The 22,492-nt window shown below is 57.4% G+C and carries 21 protein-coding genes; 12 read left to right on the top strand and 9 right to left on the bottom strand.

Features of this window, described 5'->3' with window-relative positions; genetic code table 11:
• Positions 1-42: 42 nt before the first annotated feature.
• The 3 genes from adhP (at position 43) to ACT3IC_RS20490 (ending at position 2,563) form a co-directional block, all read left to right on the top strand.
• On the top strand, positions 43-1,053 hold the full coding sequence (adhP, locus tag ACT3IC_RS20500) for an alcohol dehydrogenase AdhP (RefSeq protein WP_420193437.1): 1,011 nt from the start codon (positions 43-45) through the stop codon (positions 1,051-1,053).
• Positions 1,054-1,295: 242 nt separating this feature from the next.
• Positions 1,296-1,889, top strand: coding sequence for a TetR/AcrR family transcriptional regulator (locus ACT3IC_RS20495; RefSeq protein WP_473479040.1), 594 nt, complete (start codon positions 1,296-1,298; stop codon positions 1,887-1,889).
• A 74-nt stretch (positions 1,890-1,963) separates the two neighbouring features.
• Positions 1,964-2,563 (top strand): NAD(P)H-dependent oxidoreductase, encoded by a 600-nt coding sequence (locus ACT3IC_RS20490; protein ID WP_103179624.1) that lies wholly within the window; start codon positions 1,964-1,966, stop codon positions 2,561-2,563.
• 108 nt (positions 2,564-2,671) lie between these two features.
• On the opposite strand, the gene araJ is transcribed toward ACT3IC_RS20490, so the two are convergent.
• On the bottom strand, positions 2,672-3,847 hold the full coding sequence (araJ, locus tag ACT3IC_RS20485) for an MFS transporter AraJ (protein ID WP_156654499.1): 1,176 nt from the start codon (positions 3,845-3,847) through the stop codon (positions 2,672-2,674).
• A 200-nt stretch (positions 3,848-4,047) separates the two neighbouring features.
• On the opposite strand from araJ, the gene ppk2 reads away from it, so the two are divergent.
• The gene (gene ppk2, locus ACT3IC_RS20480; protein WP_156654500.1) at positions 4,048-4,866 is read left to right on the top strand and encodes a polyphosphate kinase 2; all 819 of its coding nucleotides are present in this window, start codon (positions 4,048-4,050) and stop codon (positions 4,864-4,866) included.
• Between the two features lie 241 nt (positions 4,867-5,107).
• On the opposite strand, the gene fdnI is transcribed toward ppk2, so the two are convergent.
• Genes fdnI through fdnG form a run of 3 tightly spaced genes read right to left on the bottom strand, consistent with a single transcriptional unit; the run spans position 5,108 to position 9,700 of the window.
• Positions 5,108-5,764: a formate dehydrogenase-N subunit gamma gene (gene fdnI / locus ACT3IC_RS20475; RefSeq protein ID WP_159338876.1), complete on the bottom strand. Its 657-nt coding sequence runs from the start codon at positions 5,762-5,764 to the stop codon at positions 5,108-5,110.
• Positions 5,757-6,641, bottom strand: coding sequence for a formate dehydrogenase subunit beta (fdxH, locus tag ACT3IC_RS20470; RefSeq protein WP_159338875.1), 885 nt, complete (start codon positions 6,639-6,641; stop codon positions 5,757-5,759). The genes fdnI and fdxH overlap by 8 nt, the downstream gene beginning before the upstream one ends.
• An 11-nt stretch (positions 6,642-6,652) precedes the next feature.
• Positions 6,653-9,700, bottom strand: a complete 3,048-nt coding sequence (gene fdnG, locus ACT3IC_RS20465; RefSeq protein ID WP_473479033.1) for a formate dehydrogenase-N subunit alpha — start codon at positions 9,698-9,700, stop codon at positions 6,653-6,655.
• A 221-nt stretch (positions 9,701-9,921) separates the two neighbouring features.
• On the opposite strand from fdnG, the gene yddG reads away from it, so the two are divergent.
• Positions 9,922-10,809, top strand: a complete 888-nt coding sequence (gene yddG / locus ACT3IC_RS20460; RefSeq protein ID WP_420193429.1) for an aromatic amino acid DMT transporter YddG — start codon at positions 9,922-9,924, stop codon at positions 10,807-10,809.
• Positions 10,810-10,851: 42 nt separating this feature from the next.
• Here yddG and ACT3IC_RS20455 read toward each other — a convergent pair whose 3' ends face one another.
• Positions 10,852-11,784: a LysR substrate-binding domain-containing protein gene (locus tag ACT3IC_RS20455; protein ID WP_103179631.1), complete on the bottom strand. Its 933-nt coding sequence runs from the start codon at positions 11,782-11,784 to the stop codon at positions 10,852-10,854.
• Between the two features lie 171 nt (positions 11,785-11,955).
• Between ACT3IC_RS20455 and ACT3IC_RS20450 the strand changes: the two genes are divergently transcribed.
• The 7 genes from ACT3IC_RS20450 to ACT3IC_RS20420 are packed head-to-tail and all read left to right on the top strand — an operon-like array spanning position 11,956 to position 18,406.
• Positions 11,956-12,906, top strand: coding sequence for a branched-chain amino acid ABC transporter permease (locus tag ACT3IC_RS20450; RefSeq protein WP_103179632.1), 951 nt, complete (start codon positions 11,956-11,958; stop codon positions 12,904-12,906).
• 9 nt (positions 12,907-12,915) lie between these two features.
• Positions 12,916-14,022 carry a branched-chain amino acid ABC transporter permease gene (locus tag ACT3IC_RS20445; RefSeq protein ID WP_103179633.1) on the top strand — a complete coding sequence of 369 codons (1,107 nt, stop codon included), beginning with the start codon at positions 12,916-12,918 and terminating at the stop codon, positions 14,020-14,022.
• Positions 14,019-14,786: an ABC transporter ATP-binding protein gene (locus ACT3IC_RS20440; protein WP_103179634.1), complete on the top strand. Its 768-nt coding sequence runs from the start codon at positions 14,019-14,021 to the stop codon at positions 14,784-14,786. Before ACT3IC_RS20445 ends, ACT3IC_RS20440 begins: the two co-directional genes overlap by 4 nt.
• Positions 14,779-15,498, top strand: coding sequence for an ABC transporter ATP-binding protein (locus tag ACT3IC_RS20435; RefSeq protein WP_159338865.1), 720 nt, complete (start codon positions 14,779-14,781; stop codon positions 15,496-15,498). Before ACT3IC_RS20440 ends, ACT3IC_RS20435 begins: the two co-directional genes overlap by 8 nt.
• 27 nt (positions 15,499-15,525) lie before the next feature.
• Positions 15,526-16,683 (top strand): branched-chain amino acid ABC transporter substrate-binding protein, encoded by a 1,158-nt coding sequence (locus ACT3IC_RS20430; protein ID WP_473479026.1) that lies wholly within the window; start codon positions 15,526-15,528, stop codon positions 16,681-16,683.
• 17 nt (positions 16,684-16,700) lie between these two features.
• Entirely contained in the window at positions 16,701-17,183 is a 483-nt protein-coding gene (locus tag ACT3IC_RS20425; RefSeq protein WP_473479023.1) for an L-2-amino-thiazoline-4-carboxylic acid hydrolase, read from the top strand.
• A complete protein-coding gene (locus ACT3IC_RS20420; RefSeq protein WP_214421977.1) occupies positions 17,180-18,406 on the top strand; it encodes a Zn-dependent hydrolase in 1,227 nt (408 codons plus the stop codon). The genes ACT3IC_RS20425 and ACT3IC_RS20420 overlap by 4 nt, the downstream gene beginning before the upstream one ends.
• Before the next feature lie 75 nt (positions 18,407-18,481).
• Here the strand turns inward: ACT3IC_RS20420 and ACT3IC_RS20415 are convergent, their stop codons facing one another.
• Genes ACT3IC_RS20415 through ACT3IC_RS20400 form a run of 4 tightly spaced genes read right to left on the bottom strand, consistent with a single transcriptional unit; the run spans position 18,482 to position 22,347 of the window.
• Positions 18,482-19,303, bottom strand: a complete 822-nt coding sequence (locus ACT3IC_RS20415; protein ID WP_473479018.1) for an ABC transporter permease — start codon at positions 19,301-19,303, stop codon at positions 18,482-18,484.
• Positions 19,303-20,130 (bottom strand): ABC transporter permease, encoded by an 828-nt coding sequence (locus ACT3IC_RS20410; protein WP_473479016.1) that lies wholly within the window; start codon positions 20,128-20,130, stop codon positions 19,303-19,305. The genes ACT3IC_RS20415 and ACT3IC_RS20410 overlap by 1 nt, the downstream gene beginning before the upstream one ends.
• 53 nt (positions 20,131-20,183) lie before the next feature.
• Positions 20,184-21,329 (bottom strand): ABC transporter substrate-binding protein, encoded by a 1,146-nt coding sequence (locus tag ACT3IC_RS20405; protein WP_159338859.1) that lies wholly within the window; start codon positions 21,327-21,329, stop codon positions 20,184-20,186.
• A 34-nt stretch (positions 21,330-21,363) separates the two neighbouring features.
• Complete coding sequence (locus ACT3IC_RS20400) at positions 21,364-22,347, bottom strand: ABC transporter ATP-binding protein (RefSeq protein ID WP_103179642.1); 984 nt, start codon at positions 22,345-22,347, stop codon at positions 21,364-21,366.
• Between the last annotated feature and the right edge of the window lie 145 nt (positions 22,348-22,492).

Genomic DNA, 22,492 nt, shown 5'->3' with positions numbered 1-22,492 from the left:
GAACCTGCCCCGCAGATCCGCAATATGAAAATGGAGAAACATATGAAAGCTGCTGTCGTGACCAAAGACCATCAGGTAGAAGTGACCGAGAAAACCCTGCGCCCGCTGAAACATGGGGAAGCGCTGCTGAAGATGGACTGCTGCGGCGTCTGCCATACCGATCTTCACGTCAAAAACGGCGATTTTGGGGATAAAACCGGGGTGATCCTCGGGCATGAAGGCATTGGTGTGGTACAAGAGATTGGCCCGGGCGTCACCTCGCTCAAACCAGGGGATCGTGCCAGCGTGGCATGGTTTTTCGAAGGCTGTGGCCACTGCGAATACTGTAACTCCGGTAACGAAACCCTGTGCCGAAACGTGAAGAACGCCGGTTACTCTGTGGACGGTGGGATGGCGGAAGAGTGCATCGTCACCGCCGATTATGCGGTAAAAGTGCCGGACGGCCTGGACTCCGCCGCCGCCAGCAGTATCACCTGCGCCGGGGTAACCACCTATAAAGCGGTAAAAGTCTCTGAGATTAAGCCTGGCCAGTGGATCGCTATCTATGGCCTCGGCGGGCTGGGGAACCTTGCGCTGCAGTACGCCAAAAATGTGTTCAACGCCAAAGTGATTGCGGTTGATATCAATGATGAACAGCTGAAACTGGCCGAGAGCATGGGCGCCGATCTGGTGGTTAACTCCCGCACGGAGGATGCCGCGAAATTCATCCAGGAAAAAACCGGCGGCGCCCACGCTGCGGTGGTAACGGCGGTGGCGAAAGTGGCCTTTAACTCGGCGGTAGATGCCGTTCGTGCCGGTGGTCGCGTGGTGGCCGTTGGCCTGCCGCCGGATTCAATGAGCCTTGATATTCCACGTCTGGTACTGGATGGCATTCAGGTGGTGGGCTCGCTGGTGGGCACCCGTCAGGATCTGACCGAAGCCTTCCAGTTCGCCGCCGAAGGCAAAGTGGTGCCGAAAGTGGCGCTGCGTCCGCTGGGGGATATCAACGCCATCTTTAAAGAGATGGAGCAAGGCCAGATCCGTGGCCGTATGGTGATTGATTTCCGTTCATAACTCTCGCATGCCCGGCGGCGCTTCGCTTGCCGGGCCTACGGCCACAACACCCCGCTATCCACTTCTGCACCGTAATATGAAACATATCCTGCCGCCGCGGTCCTCGCGAGCGTTAACCGTTTGATGTTAACCCAGGGAACCATTTGGTATGGAGCAACGAGACGGCGATATTATTGCAAAGCATACAGCCTCGCGAATAAACCGTGTAAACTACCTTTAGTAGACACTGGCGCGAGGACAATATGGTCGTTAAACGGTTAAGAAAAGAGGATCGACGGGTACAGTTGCTGGAAGTGGCACGTGGGATCGTGCGTCAGCAAGGCACCGAGGCACTGACGCTGGGCTATCTGGCCGAGCGGGCAAACGTCACCAAGCCCATTCCCTACGATCACTTCGGCGATCGTGAAGGATTGTTGATGGCGCTGTATCAGGATTACAGCGATCGGCAGTTAAAAAAATTCCGTGAAACGCTGAATGTCGATAATAAAACCCTGGAAAACACCGTCAGTTTTTTCAGTGCCGCCTATATTGATTGCGCCATCAGCGCCGGGCCAGAGACAGGCCCTATCGCTGCTGCCCTGTCCGGCTCCCGGGCGCTGCTGACATTTCGGGAAGCCTGCGTTGCCGAATGTGCAGACTGCCTGCGCATGGCGCTCTCCCCCTATATCACCCTGAAAGGGGTGCAGGGTGAAGCGGCGCTAACGGCCATTATCGGTGCGGCGGAGGCGCTTAGTACCGCCGCGAGCAACGGGGCACTGGCCCGTAACGTCGCAGAAGATATGCTCTGCGGCGTGATGTTTGGCGTACTGAACACCTGTGCCGACAGCACAAAATGAATGGTGTTGCCGGATTGACATGTAAGTTACCAATAGTAATATAAGTTACAGGTTAACTGCGTGCTGAGGTGGTTATGTCTGTAACACATGTCATAGATAATGCGCTGATCGTGACGGCTCATCCTGTCGAAAATTCGTTATCCCACACACTGGCGGCGCGAATTGCTGCCCGCTTACGTGAACAAGGTACGCAGGTCGAGATTGCCGATCTCCACGCTGAAGCCTTTACACCGGCAATGCTGCGTCCCGATCTTGCGCTGTATCACCGGGAGACCAGCGCCCCGCCTGCCGATATCCGGCGTGAACAACAGCGCGTGGAGCGGGCAGATATGCTGGTGTTTGTCTTCCCGATCTACTGGTGGTCCGTTCCGGGTCTGCTGAAAGGCTGGTTTGATCGGGTACTCACCCTGAACTGGGCGTACAAGGTGGGGGAAGATGGTCGGATTGTGGGTAACTTACGTGATGTACCGGTACGCCTTGTCGCGACGGCGGGCAGCGATCTCAAGGGCTTTGATAAACACGGATATTCGACGGCGATACGAACCCAGTTGGTTGAAGGCGTTTTCGGTTTTTGCGGCCTGAAGGATGTCACGCTGGATATTCTTTACGAGGCAGACACTGCCTCGTCAGAGCAGGTTGAAGATTTCCTGAAAAACCTCGAAAGCGTGATGTGAATGCTTTTTGCCGGGTGGCGCTTCGCTTCCCCGGCCTACAAAAGCCAGACCGGGGAAAACGTAGGCCCGTGCAAGCGCAGCGCCGCCGGGCAGCTGCGCGCACGTTGCTTAGGCTATCGCCTGTGCGTTAGCCTCTCCCCGCCGCGATTTCAGACGGCCATAAATCAATAGCGACGACATGGCGCAGAATGAAAGCAGCGCCGCCGGTAATGTGACGTAACTCCAGCTATAGCCCAGGGTAATCATCATCCCGCCAAAGTACGCCCCAATGGCGCTACCGAGATTAAACGCCACCTGCCCGCCTGCCGCACCGAGCATCTCCCCGCCCTGCGCATTCTGCAGAAGGAGGATCTGCAACGGTGCCGACAACGCAAACAGCCCGGCACAGCAGATAAAGCCCATCACCAGCGAGGCCGCAGGGAATGCACCGAAGGCAAACAGCAGCAGCAGGGAGAGAACAATGACCAGATCGGTGAAGGCTGCAATCCGCAGCGGGCTGTAGCGCCCGGACAGTTTGCCGCTAAAGAGATTCCCCAGCACCATGCCGAGCCCCATCAGCATCATGATCGCGGTCATGACCCCTTCGGAAAAGCCCGACACGTTGATCATGAACGGCTTAACGAAGCTGAACCAGGCGAAGACCCCAGCGTTGCCGAACATGGTGGCGGCAAAGATAAACCAGGGCTCCGGCTTTTTCAGAAAGAGAAACTGCTCCCGTAGACGGGTCTGCGTCTTATCGAACGTTTGCGGCACCCACAGGGCGACAGAGAGCAGCACCAGCAGATTGAATGCAGCAATCAGAAAGAAGGTATAGCGCCAGCTGAACTGGTGCCCAAGCCAGGTGCCAAGCGGTACGCCGGCAAGATTGGCGACCGTCATCCCGGCAATCATCCCCGCTACCGCCAGCGTCACTTTGCCCGGGGGCGCAATGCGGGAGAGAAGAATGGTGCCGACGCCGAAGAACGCACCGTGTGGAAAGCCGGAGACCAGCCGTCCGATCGCCAGCATGGTGTATGAGCTGGAGAAAGTAAAAATCGCATTGCCGATCAGACAGAGTGTTACCAGAAACAACAGAATGGTTTTAAGCGAAAACTTGCTGGAAAAGAGCGCGATAATCGGCGCGCCAATCACTACCCCGAAGGCATAAAATGAGATCATATTCCCGGCAGAGGGAATGGTAATGCCCACATCCCGCGCCAGCTCGGTTAATACACCCATAATGCCAAATTCGGCCATCCCCAGACCGAACGTGCCAAGCGCTAACGAAAACACCGTCTTTTTCATACCACAGCCACTTGTTAAAAAATTGCGACAGACATTATTGAACAATCTTGTATGGTGAGCCAGTTCAAATCGCGCCGCTGGCAGCTTCATCCATTATTTCGGGTGGGGTGTGAATATTTTCCACCAATCCCCCTGTCGGTGATTACACTTCAAAGTGTTATGTCACTCCGTCCCGGCAGAATCCCTGAAAGGAACGCATCATGGCAGATAAAAAGAAAAGCAAACCCGTTGCGACTAACACGCCTCCCGTCCCCCTTAAACGCAAGGAGTATGAAAAAGAGCTGCATCGCCTGCATGAGGAGCTGGTAACGCTTCAGCGCTGGGTAGTGAGTAAGGGCCTGAAGGTGTGCGTCGTCTTTGAAGGCCGCGACGGCGCCGGCAAAGGGGGCACGATCAAAGCTCTGACAGAGCGCGTCAGCCCGCGCGTATTCCGGGTGGTGGCGCTGCCCGCCCCGACGGAAAAAGAGAAAAGCCAGCTCTACTTCCAGCGCTACGTCCCGCATCTGCCCTCGGCGGGGGAAATCGTGATTTTCGACCGCAGCTGGTACAACCGCGCGGGGGTGGAACGGGTAATGGGGTTCTGTACGGAAGAGCAGGTAGAGAAATTCCTCGACGGTGCGCCCATCATTGAAAAAGCGATGGTCGATGCGGGCATTATTCTCATTAAATACTGGCTGGAAGTGACGCCTAAAGAGCAGGAGCGTCGTCTGCGCGACCGCATTAACGACGGGCGGAAAACCTGGAAGCTCTCCCCAATGGACATTAAATCCTTCACCCGCTGGGATGATTACACCGAAGCGCGCGATGCGATGTTCGCCGCCACCGACACCGCCTGGGCCCCGTGGTTTGTCGCCCGCTCCGAAGATAAAAAGCGCGTGCGGCTGAATATTATCTCGCATCTGCTGTCGCAGATTCCCTATAAAGATATTCCAGAAGAACCGGTGAAATTACCGAAACGAAAAATTGGCAAAATTAAGCCGACCGCTTATCCGTTCCGTTATATTAAAGAGAAGTTCTGATTATCGCCCTCCCGGTTCTTTATCGGGAGGATGCAATTTAATTATTACAGACGAAGCTAAATTGTCTTTATTCTTCAGGATGGATATGACATTGCCCGTAAAGAAGAACTAACTCATGGAAACAAGTATTAAGGAAAAGAACGCCGGTAAGGAGCATTAAACCCGCTCCGGAAAACCGTCCGGAGCGGGGTTCTTCCCCGTAGGCCCGCGCAAGCGCAGCGCCGCCGGGCAACAGAGCACCTTACTTCATCCCTTCACTCACATCTTTTTGCGCTTCCATACGCTCTACATCCCGATACCAGCGAGGATGGTGTTTCTGCGCCCAGCGGCGGCTCACCTTCCCTTCGATCATCCCTTTAATCGAGCCTTTAACCCAGAACGCCATATACATATGGATCAGAATGGCGTGGATCAAAATAATGGCCGAGGTCGCATGGATCAGCAGGCTATAGCGCACCACCTGCATCGGGAAATACTGGGCAAAGTACGGACGCCAGATAATGACGCCGGTCACCAGCAGCACAAAAATCATGCTCATGATGGTCCAGAACATCATCTTCTGCCCGGCATTGTATTTACTCACTCGCGCAACTTTATGCTCGTTGCCCTTCAGCACCTCAACAATACCCTTCAGCCAGGGAATATCCTGCTTGTCCGGGATGTTGTGATGCACAAAACGCACAAACATAAACATCAGCGCCACGAAGATCAGCACCCCGAAGAACGGATGCAGAATACGGCCCATCTGCGGGGTGCCGAAGGTCTCCGTCAGCCATTGCAGGGTTGGGAAGAAGAACGAAATCCCCGACAATGACACCAGGAAGAAACAGATCACCACCGTCCAGTGACAGGCGCGGTCGATAAACTTCGTGCGCACAATCATTTTCGATTTAGTCATGATGTTCCTCCTCATCGTCATCCACCTCTTTATTCGGCCCGATACCCACGTAGTGATAAATCAACCCGGCAAAGGTGGCGATAAAGCCCGCCGCAGAGAGCGGCTTCAGCGCCCCTTTCCACAGATTGATGGAGGTATCGATCGCCGGGTCCTTCGGCAGGTTGTGATACAGCGCCGGCTGGTCGAGATGGTGCAGAACATACATCACGTGCGTCCCGCCCACCCCTTGCGGGTTGTAAATGCCCGCGTTGGGATAGCCGCGCGCTTTCAGCTTATCGACCCGCTGCTGCGCCACCTCCAGCATCTCCTTCTTGGTGCCAAAGTGGATGGCCCCGGTCGGACAGGTCTTCACGCAGGCGGGCTCCTGGCCGACGCTGACGCGATCCACGCACAGGGTGCATTTGTAGACCCGGTTATCCTCTTTATTGAGGCGCGGCACGTTGAACGGACACCCGGCGATACAGTATCCGCAGCCGATGCAGTTCTCTTGCTGAAAATCGACGATACCGTTGGCGTACTGAATGATCGCCCCGGCAGACGGACAGGCCTTCAGACAGCCCGGATCCTCGCAGTGCATACAGCCGTCTTTACGGATCAGCCACTCCAGCTTGCCGTTCTGATCGGTTTCGCTAAAGCGCATCACCGTCCAGGATTTGGCGCTCAGATCCGCCGGGTTATCGTAAACCCCAACGCAATGCCCTACCTCGTCGCGGATATCGTTCCACTCGGAACAGGCCACCTGGCAGGCTTTGCAGCCCACGCAGGAGGAGACATCGATAAGCTTTGCCACTTCCGCTTTGTAATCCCGCGCACGAGGCGCGGGGGTAAAGCCGTTAGTGGCGGAGCGTTTGATGACGTCTTGTGTTTCCATCGACATTTATTCGCTCCTTATGCTTTCTCGATGTTGACCAGGAACGCCTTGTACTCTGGCGTTTGCGAGTTGGAATCCCCCACCGATGGCGTCAGGGTGTTGGCGATATAGCCTTTCTGCGCCACCCCTTCAAAGCCCCAGTGCAGCGGAATACCCACGGTTTCCACCTGCTGACCGTGAACGTTCAGGGCCTGCAGACGACGGGTGACCACCGCCACGGCGCGAATGAACCCGCGCTGGCTGCTGACCTTAATGCGATCGCCGTTGGCAATCCCTTTGGCCTTCGCCAGGGTTTCGCTGATCTCCACAAACTGCTCCGGCTGGGCGATGGCGTTCAGTCGCGCATGCTTGGTCCAGGTGTGGAAATGCTCGGTCAGGCGATAGGTTGTGCCGACGTACGGGAACTTGTCTTTCTTGCCCATGCGCACAACATCTTCCTGATAGACACGCACCACCGGACTGGAGACCACGTTCGGGTGCAGCGGGTTGGTGCCGAGCGGCGTTTCCATCGGTTCGTAGTGTTCCGGGAATGGCCCTTCCGCCAGCTTGTCGATGGCAAACAGACGTCCCAGCCCCTCCGGCTGCATGATAAACGGCCCGGTGTTGCTGCCCGGCGCGGCGGTGTTGAAGTCCGGAATATCGTTCCCGGTCCACTTCGTGCCGTTCCACTGGATCAGCATCCGTTTTGGATCCCACGGCTTGCCGTTAATGTCCGCCGAGGCGCGGTTATAGAGCACGCGACGGTTAAGCGGCCACGCCCAGGCCCAGCCCAGCGTATTGCCCAGCCCAGACGGATCGGCGTTATCGCGGTTAGCCATCTGGTTGCCCTGCTCGGTCCAGCTGCCGGTATAGATCCAGCACGACGATGCCGTGGTGCCGTCATCACGTAGATGAGCAAAGCTGCTCAGCAGCTGGCCTTTCTTCGCAATCAGCACGCCATTGGCATCATAGAGATCCGCCAGTGCAACGCCGTTGTTCTCTTTCGCCACCTCTTCCGATTCCGGGTGATCCGGCTGTTTGTAGTGCCAGTTCATCCGTAGCAGCGGCTCAACGCCCTTCCCGCCTTCGGTGCGGTACATCTCACGCAGGCGATGGTAAATCCCGGCCAGAATTTCACCGTCGTTACGCGCTTCACCCGGCGCATCCTGCCCCTTCCAGTGCCACTGTAACCAGCGCCCGGAGTTGGCGATGGAGCCGTCTTCTTCTGCAAAACAGGTAGACGGCAGGCGGAACACCTCGGTCTGAATCGACGCGGTATCCACATCGTTCATCTCGCCGTGGTTCTGCCAGAAGTTCGAGGTCTCGGTCACCAGCGGATCGATCACCACCATGTACTTCAGCTTGCTGAGGCTGGCGACAATCTTGTTTTTGTCCGGGAACGACGCCACCGGGTTGAAGCCCTGGCAGATGTACCCCGTGACGTCGCCCTTCGCCATCATGTTGAAATACTTGATGACGTCGTAAGCCTGGTCCCATTTTGGCAGCCAGTTAAAGCCCCAGTCGTTCTCCTCCTGCGCCGCATCGCCGTAGAACGATTTCATCAGGCTGACGAAGAACTTCGGATAGTTGCTCCAGTAGTTCACCTGGTCCGGCAGGGTCGCTTTTGGGGTGTTCGCCGTCAGATAGGTTTGCAGATCGGTCTGTTTTTCCGACGGCAGGGTCAGATAACCCGGCAGACTGGTGGAGAGCAGCCCCAGATCGGTGAGCCCCTGAATGTTAGAGTGACCGCGTAATGCGTTTACGCCGCCTCCGGCCATGCCCATGTTGCCGAGCAGCAGCTGGATCATCGCCATGGTACGGATGTTCTGCGCCCCGACGGTATGCTGCGTCCAGCCCAGCGCGTAGAGGAATGTGGTGGTTCTGTCCGCAGCACTGGTGGAGGCCAGCACTTCACACACTTTCAGGAAGTCCGCTTTCGGCGTACCGCAGATGTTCTCCACCACCTCCGGCGTATAGCGGGAGACGTGCTGCTTCAGCAGGTTCCACACGCAGCGCGGATCGGTCAGGGTTTCATCGCGCTTCGCATAGCCGTTTTCATCGAACTGATAGTTCCAGGAGGATTTGTCGTACTGGCGTTTTTCGGCGTCATAGCCGCTGAACAGCCCGTCTTCAAAGGCAAAGTCTTCCCGCACCAGCAGATTAGCGTTGGTGTAGTGCTTAACGTACTCGGCGTTAATTTTGTTGTTTTCGATCAGGTACAGCAGCACGCCGGAGAGGAACGTAATGTCCGTACCGGAGCGGATCGGCGCATAGATATCGGCCACCGATGCCGTCCGCGTAAAGCGCGGATCGACGACGATCAGCGTCGCATCGTTGTTGTTTTTCGCTTCCATCGCCCAGCGGAAACCCACCGGATGGGCTTCGGCGGCGTTACCGCCCATCACCACCACAACGTTAGCGTTTTTGATATCAACCCAGTGGTTGGTCATCGCACCGCGACCAAATGTTGGAGCAAGACTTGCTACCGTTGGTCCGTGTCAGACGCGCGCCTGGTTGTCTACCGCCAGCATGCCGAGTGAGCGCACAAATTTTTGCGTCAGCATGCCGGTTTCATTGCTCGCCGCCGAGGCGCAGAGCATCCCGGTGGAGAGCCAGCGGTTGACCGTTACACCCTGTTCGTTCGTCTCAACGAAGTTGGCGTCGCGGTCGGCTTTCATCAATTTTGCAATGCGGGTGAAAGCCTCATCCCAGGAGATGCGCTGCCATTTATTGGAACCCGGCGCGCGGTATTCCGGGTAACGCAGACGGTTGTCGCTGTGGACATAGTCCAGCAGACCTGCCCCTTTCGGGCAGAGTGCCCCGCGGCTGACCGGATGATCCGCATCGCCTTCAATATGATAAATCGACGCTTTAGCGTTCTTCGCGCCATCACCCAGGCTATACATCAATAGCCCGCATCCCACGGAGCAGTATGTGCAGGTGTTGCGGATCTCTTTGGCGCGCAGCAACTTATAGTTGCGCGCCTGAGCCAGCGCCATTTTGGGGGCAAACCCCAGAGCGGCTACTGTTGTCCCGGCCATACCGCCCGCGCAGATTTTAAAAAACTGTCTGCGACTGACGTCCATCGTTGTCCTCGTTAGATCATTGAGAAGTCCGGCGGAAAACTAACAGCAAAGCCCCTGTTTTTTTTGCGGCAAATCAATATCCCTGAAATTAGCCCTCTTAATAGTCAGCGCTGGCGGCTTTTGCTAATGCTAAAGGGTTACTTCGGCACAGATAAATTCGCGGAAGGTACTGAAACAGTGCTATAAATTTGCCCCTTAAATTGATAGCCGGTGGAAATGCGATGGAGAGAAAAAAAGCCACCCTGGTCGGTCTGGCCGCGATCGTGCTCTGGAGCACGATGGTGGGTCTGATTAGGGGCGTTAGCGAGGGATTAGGTCCGGTTGGGGGGGCGGCGGCAATCTATACGCTAAGCGGTTTACTCTGTCTGGTTACGGTGGGTTTCCCCAGGCTGCGACGTTTCTCGCCCCGCTATCTCATTGCCGGCAGCGTGCTGTTTGTCAGCTATGAAATCTGTCTTGCCCTCTCGTTAGGCTATGCCGCCACTCGCCACCAGGCGATTGAGGTGGGAATGGTGAATTATCTCTGGCCGAGCCTGACCATTCTGTTCGCCATCCTGTTCAATAGCCAGAAAACCACCCTATGGGTGATCCCGGGCCTGATCATCGCCCTGCTGGGGGTAAGCTGGGTATTAGGCGGCGAAAATGGGCTGAACCCAACGGATATCGCCCGTAACATCACCTCCAACCCGCTAAGTTACGGCCTGGCGTTCGTTGGCGCTTTCATCTGGGCAGCCTACTGCACCGTGACCAGTAAATACGCCAACGGCCAGAACGGGATCACCCTGTTTGTATTGCTCACCGCCCTGACCCTGTGGCTGAAATATGCTTTCAGCCCGCAGCCGGAGATGGTGTTTAGCGTGCCGGTGGTGATCAAACTTTTGATGTGCGGCGTGGCGCTGGGGTTTGGCTACGCGTCGTGGAATATCGGTATCTTGCACGGCAACGTAACGCTGCTGGCGGCAGCATCCTATTTCACCCCGGTACTGTCAGCGGCACTGGCAGCGGTGCTGCTGAATGCGCCGCTGTCGTTCAGCTTCTGGCAGGGAGCGATGATGGTGTGCGCCGGATCGCTATTGTGCTGGTACGCCACCCGGGCACGTAGGGAGTGAGTTTTGTAGGCCGGGTAAGGCGAAGCCGCCACCCGGCGAAGACTATTCCTGCCCAGCCGCCCGCCGCAACCAGCTCTGCAACAACTTCCCGTCCTGACTCATCTCTCCATCCTGACGCACGCACAGGTAGTAATCCCGGCCATCGTCGATAGGGAGATCGAAGATCTTCACCAGCTCACCGCTCTCCAGATAGGGCGCAATCAACGGTTCGCGCATCAACGCGCAGCCCAGCCCTGCCTGCACGCCCGCCAGGGTTAACAGCCCGTCTTCAAACATCGGGCCACTGCGCCGCAGCGGGCGTTTCACCCCCTGCTGGATAAACCACTGCTGCCAGGTGGCGCGCTCTTCATCATGCAACAGCGGCATCTGTAATAGCTGTTCGGGAGTATCAACATGCCCGTGAAGGCGCAAAAATGCCCGGCTACAGACTGGCACCATCTGCCCGGAGATCAGCTTTTCACTCTGGTAGCCCGCCCACTGGCCGTTGCCGAAGCGGATGGACATATCCGACGCGTCACTCAGGTAGTTGCGGTGGTTGGCGTAGACCACGTTGATCTCGGTCTGTGGGTTAGCGCGCATAAACCCGGGCAGACGCGGGATAAACCACCCCATGCCGAAAAGCGGGATCAGGCTGATGGTCACCTGGCGGGTCTGCACCTGCTCCAGCAGATGCCCGGTGGCCTGGCGCAGCACGTTAAAGGCCGCGCGGATGGAACGGTAATAATCCCGCCCCTGCTGGCTCAGGATCAGCCCGCGCCCCTGACGCTCGGTGAGCGGCATCTGTAAGTATCCTTCCAGCACTTTCAGCTGGTGACTCACCGCCGAGGGCGATATGTCCAGCTCCTGAGCCGCCTGCGTCACGCTTCCCAGCCGCGCTATCGCCTCGAAGGCCCGCACCGCCCGCAGCGGCGGATCGTTCGCCAGTCGGCTCTCGGCAAAGGCCGACAACGCCAGGGATTGTTCTGTTTTATTCATATATTGATCTGTTATGGATAATCCGGTTAATCAGCCATTTATCATCATCATTAAAATCAATCAGATAAAGCAAGCTCCAAAAATCATAAGAAAGAATATATGTGTATTTCACAATTTAATTCAATTATTAGATGTTAGCCGCTGAAAAGAGCAATTTGTCGGGTAACAACGTTGGACACACTCATACAACAACTGATCAACGGCGTGATGCTGGGCAGCATCTACGCGCTGATCGCGCTGGGCTATACCATGGTGTATGGCATTTTGCGCATTATTAACTTCGCCCATGGCGATATTTTGATGGTCGGCGCGCTGACCACTCTGTCGGCGCTGAATCTCCTGACCGGCTATTTCCCCGCCATGCCGCAGCTGTTACAGCTCGGCTTTGCGCTGCTGATCGCCATGACGGTCTGCGCCCTGCTGGCGATGTCCGTTGAGCGCTTTGCCTACCGCCGCCTGCGAAATGCGCCGCGGCTGGCACCGCTGATCTCCGGGATTGGCGTATCGGTGCTGCTGCAAACCGTGGCGATGATTATCTGGTCGCGTAATCCGCTGATGTTCCCGCAGATCCTGCCGATGGACCCGATTGCTATCACGGCGGGCAGCGAGGCGCATCCCCCGGCGATTGTCACGGTCACCGGCATCGTCACCGTGGCGCTGGCACTGATCGTCATGACCGGCCTGTGGCTGTTGGTGGAGTATACCCGCCTTGGCCGGGGTATGCGGGCGGTGGCTGAAAACCCACGCGTCGCCACCCTGATGGGCGTTAATCCGAACGCCATCATCACTCTGACCTTTGCCATCGGCGGCGTTTTTGCCGCACTCGCCGGGGTGATGATGGCCAGCAATTACGGCAACGCCAGCTTCTCGATGGGCTTCCTGCCCGGCATTAAAGCCTTTACCGCGGCGGTGCTCGGCGGCATCGGCAACATTCGCGGGGCGATGATTGGCGGGATCCTGCTCGGGATTATCGAAGCGCTGGGCGCCGGTTATCTCGGCGAACTGACTCACGGCGTGTTCGGCAGTAACTACCAGGACGTATTCGCCTTTATCGTTCTGATTCTGGTGCTGGTCTTCCGTCCGGCTGGTCTGTTGGGCGAGCGCGTGGCGCACAGGGCGTAAGGAGAAATCATGACTGCCATTGAAATCAAAACCCCGGCGGCCAGCGGTAAATTCTGGTCCGGCATGACCCTCTTCGTGCTTGCCCTCCTGCTTGCGCCGGTTGTGGCTACCCAGCTGGGCGGCAACTACTGGGTGCGGGTGATCGACTTCGCCCTGCTCTACATCATGCTGGCGCTGGGGCTGAATATCGTTGTCGGCTACACCGGCCTGCTGGATATGGGCTTTATCGCCTTCTATGCCGTTGGCGCCTATCTGGCGGCGCTTATGGCGTCACCGCATCTCGCAGACGTGTTCCCGATCCTGAACCTCTGGTTCCCGCACGGGCTGCACACCTCGTACCTGCTGATTATCCCGATTGCAGCGCTGGTCGCGGCGGTATGCGGCATTCTGCTGGGTGCCCCGACGCTGAAGCTGCGCGGGGATTACCTGGCGATTGTGACCCTCGGCTTCGGGGAGATCATCCGCATTCTGATGCGTAACCTCGACCGCCCGGTGAACATCACCAACGGCGCAAAAGGCATTACCGGCGTTGACACCCTCAACCTGTTCGGCCTGAAGTTCAGCGGCGTTTACCACTGGTTCGGCGTCAAAGTGCCCGCCCTGTGGCTCTGGTACTACCTGCTGATGCTGGTGATTGTCGGGATCATTTTTGTCTGCCTTCGCCTGCAACACTCACGTATTGGCCGGGCGTGGCACGCTATCCGTGAAGACGAAGATGTCGCCCGGGCAATGGGTATCAACGTGCGCAACTTTAAGCTGCTGGCCTTTGCCATGGGTGCCTCCTTTGGCGGTGTGGCCGGAGCGCTGTTCGGCGCCTTCCAGGGCTTTGTCTCGCCGGAATCCTTCACCCTGCAGGAGTCCATAGCCGTACTGGCGATGGTGGTGCTGGGTGGGATGGGCCATATCCCGGGGGTGATCCTCGGCGCGGTACTGCTCACCGCCCTGCCGGAGCTGCTGCGCAGCCAGGCGGCCCCGGTGCAGCAGGCGCTGTTTGGTTCGGTACTGATTGATCCGGAGATCCTGCGTCAGCTGTTTTACGGCCTGGCGCTGGTGCTGGTGATGCTGGTTCGCCCGTCGGGCATCTGGCCGAAGCGCCACAAGGAGGTAAAAGCATGAGCCTGTTAACCGTGCGCAATATGTCCAAACGCTTTGGCGGCCTTACCGCCGTGGATAACGTCTCGCTGTCGATTAATAAGGGCGAGATCTACGGCCTGATTGGCCCCAACGGCGCGGGAAAAACCACCTGCTTTAACCTCATCACCGGCCTGTATCCCGCTGACAGCGGTGAGTTCGCCATTGCCGATAAGCCCTACTTCCCGAACCAGATCGAAAAGGTAACTGCCGCGGGCATCGCCCGTACCTTCCAGAACGTGCGTCTGTTTAACGAGATGTCGGTGCTGGAGAACGTGATGGTGGGTCGCCACGTGCGCACCCACAACGGACTCTGGGCGGCGTTGAGCCGTCACAAACGCGCCCGGGCAGAAGAAGCTCAGACCCTCGAGCAGGCCTGGCACTGGCTGGCCTACACCGGCATTGCGAAGTTTGCCCACTACCGCGCCTGCGATCTGGCTTACGGCCATCAGCGGCGGCTGGAGATAGCTCGCGCGCTGGCGACCGATCCGCTGCTGCTGGCGCTGGATGAACCCGCCGCCGGGATGAACGCGGCGGAAAAAGTGGCGCTGGGTGAGCTGCTGACCCGTATTCGTGACGACGGCAAAACCCTGCTAATGATTGAACACGACGTCAAGCTGGTGATGGGGATTTGCGATCGGCTCACGGTGCTAGATTACGGCAAAACGCTGGCCAGCGGTACCCCTGACAGCGTGCGTCGCGACCCGGCGGTGATCGCCGCCTGGCTTGGAGGCAATGCCCATGTCTGAATTACTGAAAGTGGAACGTCTGGACGTGCATTACGGTGGTATCCAGGCAGTACGGGATGTCTCCTTTAGCCTGGGTGAAGGCGAACAAGCCACGCTCATTGGGGCTAACGGCGCAGGCAAAAGTTCCACCGTGCGGGCCATCACCGGACTGGAGCGTTTTGGCGGCAACATCGAATTTAATGGCAAACCGATCCGCAAACAGAAAGCCGAAGCGCTGCTGCGCGACGGGCTGGTGATGGTTCCGGAAGGCCGGGGCATCTTCGCCCGCATGACGGTGCTGGAAAACCTGCAGATGGGCGCCTGGCTCCGCCGTGACACTGTCACCGTCCGGCAGGAGATGAACGCGATTTTCGAACGTTTCCCGCGTCTGGGCGAACGCCAGCACCAGCTGGCCGGACTGCTCTCAGGCGGGGAACAGCAGCTCTTAGCCCTGAACCGCGCCCTGCTCAGCCGCCCGCGCCTGCTGATCCTCGACGAACCCTCGATGGGCCTGGCGCCCAAAATGGTCGAGAACATTTTCGCCGTCATCGCCGGACTGCGCGAGCGCGGCGTGGCGTTGTTGCTGATCGAGCAAAACGCCCGGCTGGCGCTGGAGGTGACCGATCGGGCCTGGGTGATGGACAGCGGCAGCATCGTTCATCACGGCGAGTCCAGGGCGATGCTCGACGACGACCAGATTGCACAGATTTATTTGGGCGAAATGCCCGCTTAACACACCAACCAATATCAGGGAAAAATAATGAAAACCATTAAAATCAGCGCGCTCAGCGCGGCCATTGTGCTCAGCGGATTTGCCTCTACCGGCGCCTGGGCCGCCGACAGCGAAATCGTGGTGATCGGCCTGGCGGGTCCGCTGACCGGCCCGTCTGCCCGTATCGGTAAAGATCTGGAGAATGGCGCGCAGCTGGCGATTGACGATATCAACAAACAGCACCCGACCATCGGCGGCAAGGCGGTGACTTTTAAGCTGCAGTCGGAAGATGACCAGTCGGATCCGCGCACCGCCGTGGCTGTGGCTCAGCGTCTGGTGGATACCGGCGTGGCAGGCGTAGTCGGCCACTGGAACACCGGCACCAGCATCCCGGCGGCCCGCGTCTATCACGATGCCGGTATCGCTCAGGTGGCCCCCGTTGCTACCGGTCATGCCTATACCAGACAGGGGTTCGACACCAGCTTCCGCGTGATGGGCCACGACGATGACGGCGGCCAGTTTGCCGGACAGTACGCGGTAAATACCCTTAAAGCCAAACGCATCGCGGTCATCGACGATCGTACCGCCTTTGGTCAGGGCCTGGCGGATGAGTTTATTAAATCGCTGGAAGCCCAGGGCGTGAAGATTGTTGACCGTCAGTACGTGGACGACAAAACCGTCGACTTTAGCGCCGTACTGACCGCCATTCGCAGTAAGAACGCCGATCTGATCTTCTTCGGCGGCGTGGACAGCCAGGCGGCACCGCTGGCACGTCGTATCAAACAGCTGGGTATGAAGACGACCCTGATGGGCGCTGGCGGCTTTGTCAGCCAGACCTTCCTGCAGCTGGCGCAGAAAGAGGGTGAAGGCGTTGTCGCGCTGGAGCCGGGCCTGCCGGTGGATCAGATGCCGGGCGGCAAGACCTTCGAGCAGGCATACCAGTCCCGCTACCACACCCATATTGAACTGCATGCCCCGTTCGCCTATGACGCCACCCGCGTACTGGTTGCCGCGATGGAAAAAGCCGACTCGGTTGATCCGGCAGAGTACCTGCCTGCCCTGCGCGCCATCAGCTACTCCGGCGTCACCGGGCAGATCGCCTTTGACGATCAGGGCAACCTGCAGGCCCCGTCTTTCACCGTCTATAAAGTGGTCGATGGCAAATGGCAGCCGCAGACCGTGCTCGGCGGCGCAAAAGCTAAGTAACGCAGTGAGGCAATGTGATGAGTGATAATAATGAGCTGGGCATTCTTGCCCGCCGCAAAATTGAAGCAGAAATTATTAAACCAATTTATGAAATCCTGGTGCGTGAGATCGGCAAGTCCCGCGCCCAGGCGGTGATTGGCGAGGCCATTGGGCAGGCCGCCATTAATGCGGGCAAAGAATTTGCCCGCAAGGAGCCAAACGGCGCGGACGTGAAGAGCTTTATTGCTCTGCAGTATCTGTGGGAGAAGGATAACGCTCTCGACGTGAAGGTGATCGACGCCGACGACCAGCAGTACAACTACAACGTGACCCGCTGCCGCTATGCCGAGATGTATCACGAGATGGGCCTCGGCGAGATCGGCCATCTGCTGTCGTGCGCCCGGGATGAGAAATTCATCGTCGGCTACGCGCCGGACGTGGAGCTGACCCGCACCACCACCATTATGCAGGGCGGCGCATGCTGCGACTTCCGCTACCGCAGCACGAAGGACAAAGCATGATCCGCGTTAATGCAGACCGTTTATGGTCTACGCTCGAGACGATGGCGCAGATCGGCGGCACCCCCGCCGGCGGGGTGACCCGCCTGGCGCTAAGCGAGGAAGACCGTATTGCCCGCAACCTGCTGCGCGAGTGGGCACTGGAGGCCGGTTTTAGCTGCGAAGTGGACAGCATGGGCAACATGTTTATCCGCCGCGCCGGTAAAAACCCGGCGCTTCCCCCGGTGATGACTGGTTCCCACGTGGATTCCCAGCCGCTCGGCGGCAACTATGACGGGATCTACGGCGTGTTGGCCGGGCTGGAGCTGCTGCGCACCCTGAACGATCGTCAGGTAGAAACCGAGCGCGATATCGTGCTGGTGAACTGGACCAACGAAGAAGGCGCGCGCTTTGCCCCGGCGATGCTCGCCTCCGGGGTCTGGGCGGGTCAACTTTCCGAAGCCTTTGCTTACGCCAGGATGGACAGCAAACAGATCACCGTTCGCGACGCCCTTGAGGCCATCGGCTATCGTGGCCCACGCCCTGCCCGCGCCTTCCCGATCCACGCCTGCTATGAGCTGCATATCGAACAGGGGCCTATTCTGGAAGACGAAGCCATTGATATCGGCCTGGTGCGTGCGGCGATGGGCCAGCGCTGGTTTACCCTTACTCTCGACGGGTTTGCCGCACATGCGGGCACTACGCCAATGCACAGCCGCCGCGATGCGTTGACCGCTTTTGCGGAGCTGGCGCTGAAGGTGGAGGCGATCGGTTATCAACATGCCCCGGACGGGCGTGCCACCATCGGCATGGCGAACGTGACCCCGAATTCACGAAACGTCGTCCCGTCCCGGGTGGTGTGCAGCGTAGAGTTCCGCCATCCGCTCAGCGAGGCGCTGGAGGCGATGGAAACCGCGCTGCATCAGGCGGCTGCAGGTCTTTCGGCGCGTGGCGTGAGCGCCAGCGTCGAGCGCATCTTCGACTATGCACCTGTCGCCTTTGATGAAACCTGTCTTGTCCGAACGGAACAGGCTGTGGCCGCGCTGGGCTATTCATCAAAATCGATGGTATCCGGCGCCGGGCACGATACCTGTTACGTCAGCAAAATCGCGCCTGCCAGCATGATCTTTATCCCCTGCGTGAAGGGCATTAGCCATAACGAAGCGGAAAAGATTCATCCGGAATGGTCAGAAAAAGGGGCCAATGTGTTGCTGCATAGCGTGTTGAGTGCGGCGCAGGAGTCATAAACAGGCACTTTCCCCGGCCAACGGCCGGGGAACCATTAATCGAAAACGCTTGCAGTATGTTGTAACTAATTGCGGTTATTTCCCCAGCTTCGACAGCATCTCCGGGCGCATAAATTTATGGATCACCAACATAAAGATCACCGACGGCACCAGCAGAATCAGCGCCGTAATGGAGGACATCTGATAATTTCCCGACATGCTGGCGGTATAGAGCAGTATTGGCAGCGTGTTGATCTCCGGCGCGCCGACAAAGAACGTGGCGGTAAACTCATCCAGCGACTCAAGAAAGACAAAGATACTGGCGGCAATCAACCCGGGGGCGGCCTGCGGCAGGATGATATGGAAAAAGGTGTAGACCGGCCCGGCGCCCAGATTGCGTGACGCCCGCGCCAGCAGCGGATCGAGCGCCGAGAACGCCGCGACGCTTATCCAGATGGAGTACATCAGCCCGTGCACGCTGTGCACCAGCACTACCCCGGCAATCGTCCCGTTCACCCCCCACTGGTAGAACAGCCGCGCCACGTTCATATAGACCGTCAGGTTCGGGAAAGCCTGCGGGATCAAAAACAGCAGCATAAAGAAGGCGCGGCACGGCATGGACCGGTGCGAAAGTGCGTACCCTGCCGGGATTGAAATCAGCAGACACACCACCACCGACAGAAGGGCTATCAGGACGCTGATGGACAACGAACCGGAGACGTCACTGTAAGGGCTAAAAACCTGCCCCCAGTACTTCAGCCCCCACTGACTGGGCAAGGTGTGCGGGAAAAACCAGCTCTCCGCCACCGTCCAGATCAGCAGGTTCAGCAGCGGGCCAAACAGCGCCAGCACCAGAAAGGTGAGCAGCAGGGTTTGCAGAATAAAGCTACCGCGAACTCTATTAAACAGCGTGTTCATCAGGGGTTTCCTTTTGCATTCAGGCTGTGGCGCAGATAGAACCAGGACATCGCGGCGCACATCAGGTACGAGATGACCCCCATCGCATTGGCAACCGGATAGTCGCCATAGGAGTTGACGCGAAATGCCATATCAACGGTCATCATTGTTGGGGCGCCAGTGCCGATCATCAGAGGAACTGACAACACCGACATCATGGTGACCGTCGATAACACCATCGCGATGCCAATGGTCGGCAACACCTGGGGCAAAATAATGTCGAACAGGATACGCACCCGGGAGGCACCGAGGTTTTTCGCCGCCAGAATATGGGTAGACTCCACCGCCGCCATGGCGCCGCTAATCAGCAGCGTGGTAAAGGCCATCTGTTTCCAGACAAAGGTAATAATGATCCCGCTCCAGCCCAGCAGCGAGGTGGTCTCCATCGGCGTCATTACGCCGAGGGCAACCAGGGTATTGTTCATCAGGCCGTTTTTTGCCAGGAAGGTCCGCATCATCTGCGCGGCAACGATGAATGGGATAAACAGCGGCAGGCGGTATAAAAAGGCCAGCGCTTTAACGAGACGACGACAGGGCGAGAGCACAATCACGGCGGAAATAATGATGGAGAGCAGCGCCAGGATCGCCAGTGAAACCAGCACAATGATCAGGGTAAAGAGAATATCGTTCGAATAGAGGCTAAACACTTTTTCAAAGTGCGCCAGCGTCAAACCTGTTTCATGGGTAAAAGCCGAAATAAGCGAATAGCCCAGCGGCCAGAGAAAGAAGATGCCAATCATCAGCGTCGCCGGAAGAACCAGCAGGAAAGCGTTAAATGTCTGTCGCATGAATAATCACCGCTAAAGGTGCCTGGCAATATTCTGCCAGGCACGCCATACCCTCAGTTCGAAACCTGGCTCTCATAACCTTCTTTGATAGCGTCAAAGTAGGGTTTGAGAGGGAAACTTTTGCCGTTCTCCGCTAAGGTTTCTGGCGAAATTTCCGCGAACAGCTTCTGCCACGTCGCATCATCCAGCGCCCCCTTCACATATTTCGCGTCGATGCCCGGGTACCAGTTAAATTGCTTCACGATCCCCTCCGCCTGAATCTCCGGGCTGGTAGCCAGCTCGATAAACTCCTGCGCCAGTTTTGCCTGGGTGGCTTTGGCCGGGATGACGTAATACATTGGCTGCCCCGGCATACCGGGTGCGATTAAGGTAAGCTTGATGGACGGCGGCAGCTTGCCCTGATCTTTCCAGCTGTAGAACATATCCACCCATACCGGCCCCATAGCGATTTCGCCCCGGCTGAGCATATCCAGCGTCCCGGCATTGCCCGGGGTAAAGGTGACGTTTTTATTAAATGCTTTCAGCTTCGTCCAGGCCGGGCCCCACTCTTTTTCAACCCCTTTATCATACGGCAGCGCGGTAAGGCGCTCGGCTGGCGTGCCATAGGCGTAGATCCAGCCCACCACAAAGCTCACGCCTGACATACCGTTTTTGATGCCGTTATAGCCGAAGGCTTTGGGATTTTTTTCCGACCACTGCACCAGCTCGTCATAAGATTTCGGCGGAGTGGTGATGAGATCGCTGTTGTAAGCCATCGCCGTCTGGCTCAGGAACATAGGCATCACGTAGCCGTCAACGTTGACCCCCAGCGCGTTTTTAGCGTTCTCTGCGGTGGTCATGGTGCCGGTTTTCACCGCCTGGCGGTAATTCTCAAGCAGCCCTTTCTCTACCAGCTGGCCGCCTGCGGCCTGATGGACCACCGCCACATCTATATCCCAGCTTTTCGCGCTGCTCTGCGCCTGCGCCGTCAGCTTTTCAACGATCTTATTTGATCCGGCATCGCCGGGCCCGGTGCCGACCACCTGCACTTTTACTCCCGGATGGGTGGCTTCAAATTTCGGCCCCAGCCAGGTTTTGACGTAATCCACCATATTCTGGTCCCCGGCGGTGGCAACGTTAAGTACCGTTTCGGCATGCGCAGCGTGCAGGCAGCCCAGATAAAGTGCGGCAGTGATAGCCATTTTTGTTTTTACGGACATGATTGATCCCCAGAAAAGTGTGTGTCGGTTGGCATTACAAAGCAGGTTCAAAGGCATGGAGCGCAGCATCAGGCACATGCAGCACCACTGGCGAACGGTCAGGCCAGCATGTTGCTGAGTCTGCGAGTAAGATCTTTCCACCACAGCGCACGCTGTGCCGGTAGTGATGACCTAAGAAGGCACTCTCCTCAACAATCCCTTCGAGGGTTAATCCTCCCGGCGCGGACGGCAGTGCGGCATGCATGGCGATATCGGCGCTGCGAAAATAGAGCGTTCTCCCCTGCCCCTCATCAGGTGTGATGCAGTTATCCGCCCCCATAAAATCGGCGACAAAAGGCGTTGCCGGGCGGTGGTAAATTGCCTCCGGGGTGCCGATCTGTTCGATGCGACCGTTATTGAGCACGGCAATTCTGTCGGCCATCACCAGCGCTTCCTGCTGGTCGTGAGTGACGATCAGCGAGGTGAAGCCGAGTCTCTTTTGTAGCGCTTTGATCTCATGGCGCACATTGAGGCGCACTTTGGCATCCAGGTTCGACAGGGGCTCATCGAGCACCAGCACATCGGGTTCAATTGCCAGCGCCCGGGCCAGGGCAACCCGCTGACGCTGACCGCCAGAAAGGGCCGTTACCTTTATTTCCGCATAACCTTCGAGGTTAATTATTTTTAATAGCGCCTGCACCCGACGGGTTATTTCCTCTTTTTTAACGCGACGGACTTTTAATCCGTAACCGATATTTTGCGCGACCGTCAAATGCGGCCACAAGGCATAACTCTGAAACACCATGGTGATATTTCGCTGTTCCGGGGAGCTATGGGTGATATCCCGGCCATTAATCGCCACGGTACCGGAGTGCACGGGTAAAAAACCGCATAACGCATTGAGCAGTGTCGTCTTTCCGCAGCCAGAGGGGCCGAGAAGCGCGATCATCTCGCCCTTACCGACCGCCAGATGGATATCGTGAAGGACAATATTATTCCCGTAGGCAACTTTCAGTTTATCTATTTGCAAATAACTCACGCACGATCCCTTAATTCTTTCACGTCGCCGATGAACACGTGTTCATTTCTTTGTAAAAAAAACGCAACGTTCCAGCGCCATTATGTGCGCCTACTGTGTCGTCTGTTTGTGACAATTTGATTAAGTCCGCAAAAATTTTGGTGAG

This window comes from Leclercia sp. GHBNCSD, assembly GCF_055805075.1.
Note: the sequence above shows the minus strand (reverse complement) of the source record. Positions and strands in the feature narration are given on the sequence as shown.

Coding starts and splice junctions, on each gene's coding strand:
- ACT3IC_RS20435 (WP_159338865.1), top strand. CDS start 14,779: ATGTCTGAATTACTGAAAGTGGAACGTCTGGACGTGCATTACGGTGGT.
- ACT3IC_RS20410 (WP_473479016.1), bottom strand. CDS start 20,130: ATGCGACAGACATTTAACGCTTTCCTGCTGGTTCTTCCGGCGACGCTG.
- ppk2 (WP_156654500.1), top strand. CDS start 4,048: ATGGCAGATAAAAAGAAAAGCAAACCCGTTGCGACTAACACGCCTCCC.
- ACT3IC_RS20440 (WP_103179634.1), top strand. CDS start 14,019: ATGAGCCTGTTAACCGTGCGCAATATGTCCAAACGCTTTGGCGGCCTT.
- fdnI (WP_159338876.1), bottom strand. CDS start 5,764: ATGACTAAATCGAAAATGATTGTGCGCACGAAGTTTATCGACCGCGCC.
- ACT3IC_RS20495 (WP_473479040.1), top strand. CDS start 1,296: ATGGTCGTTAAACGGTTAAGAAAAGAGGATCGACGGGTACAGTTGCTG.
- ACT3IC_RS20405 (WP_159338859.1), bottom strand. CDS start 21,329: ATGTCCGTAAAAACAAAAATGGCTATCACTGCCGCACTTTATCTGGGC.
- ACT3IC_RS20420 (WP_214421977.1), top strand. CDS start 17,180: ATGATCCGCGTTAATGCAGACCGTTTATGGTCTACGCTCGAGACGATG.
- yddG (WP_420193429.1), top strand. CDS start 9,922: ATGGAGAGAAAAAAAGCCACCCTGGTCGGTCTGGCCGCGATCGTGCTC.
- fdxH (WP_159338875.1), bottom strand. CDS start 6,641: ATGTCGATGGAAACACAAGACGTCATCAAACGCTCCGCCACTAACGGC.
- ACT3IC_RS20455 (WP_103179631.1), bottom strand. CDS start 11,784: ATGAATAAAACAGAACAATCCCTGGCGTTGTCGGCCTTTGCCGAGAGC.
- ACT3IC_RS20415 (WP_473479018.1), bottom strand. CDS start 19,303: ATGAACACGCTGTTTAATAGAGTTCGCGGTAGCTTTATTCTGCAAACC.
- ACT3IC_RS20430 (WP_473479026.1), top strand. CDS start 15,526: ATGAAAACCATTAAAATCAGCGCGCTCAGCGCGGCCATTGTGCTCAGC.
- araJ (WP_156654499.1), bottom strand. CDS start 3,847: ATGAAAAAGACGGTGTTTTCGTTAGCGCTTGGCACGTTCGGTCTGGGG.
- adhP (WP_420193437.1), top strand. CDS start 43: ATGAAAGCTGCTGTCGTGACCAAAGACCATCAGGTAGAAGTGACCGAG.
- ACT3IC_RS20425 (WP_473479023.1), top strand. CDS start 16,701: ATGAGTGATAATAATGAGCTGGGCATTCTTGCCCGCCGCAAAATTGAA.
- ACT3IC_RS20490 (WP_103179624.1), top strand. CDS start 1,964: ATGTCTGTAACACATGTCATAGATAATGCGCTGATCGTGACGGCTCAT.
- ACT3IC_RS20445 (WP_103179633.1), top strand. CDS start 12,916: ATGACTGCCATTGAAATCAAAACCCCGGCGGCCAGCGGTAAATTCTGG.